Genomic DNA, 415 nt, shown 5'->3' with positions numbered 1-415 from the left:
TCAGCAAGTTAGGGATGCGACAGGCGCTGACGTTCAGCACCCATTCCGAGAGGCTGGTCAGGGTTGCAAGCGAGGAATGGGGGCGGGTCGATAGGTGCCCTTCGGCTTTAGCTTTCTTAGTAACAATCATTCCGTCGCTTTGGGTCATGCACGACATCACCCGCCAGCTGAAGCTTCTTCGCCGCTCTGGGCAGCTTGCCTGCAGCTGGAATCGGATACCCAAAGCGACATTGAGGTGCATTGACGATCATTATTCGGCTGCTGTCCGCCTCATCAGTGCCTTCTCCCGGCGCGCGATAACGTCAGGATCGTTCATGTAAGCGGTGCGCGATTTGCGCTCACGCTTCTGATACCCGTTCCCGACACTGCCATCAGGCACGCCAAACAGATGGTTCGTCTGACCTGTGCGACGGGG

Annotated in this window: 1 pseudogene; it reads right to left on the bottom strand. The window is 57.6% G+C overall.

The features are described 5' to 3' along the window. Positions 1-250: 250 nt before the first annotated feature. Positions 251-415, bottom strand: a pseudogene (locus FG152_RS27175) (ISNCY family transposase); the annotation flags it as partial.

Origin of the sequence: Ochrobactrum sp. XJ1 (genome assembly GCF_024701725.1) — a bacterium.
In the GTDB taxonomy this organism is placed as follows: Bacteria; Pseudomonadota; Alphaproteobacteria; order Rhizobiales; family Rhizobiaceae; genus Brucella; species Brucella anthropi.
Note: the sequence above shows the minus strand (reverse complement) of the source record. Positions and strands in the feature narration are given on the sequence as shown.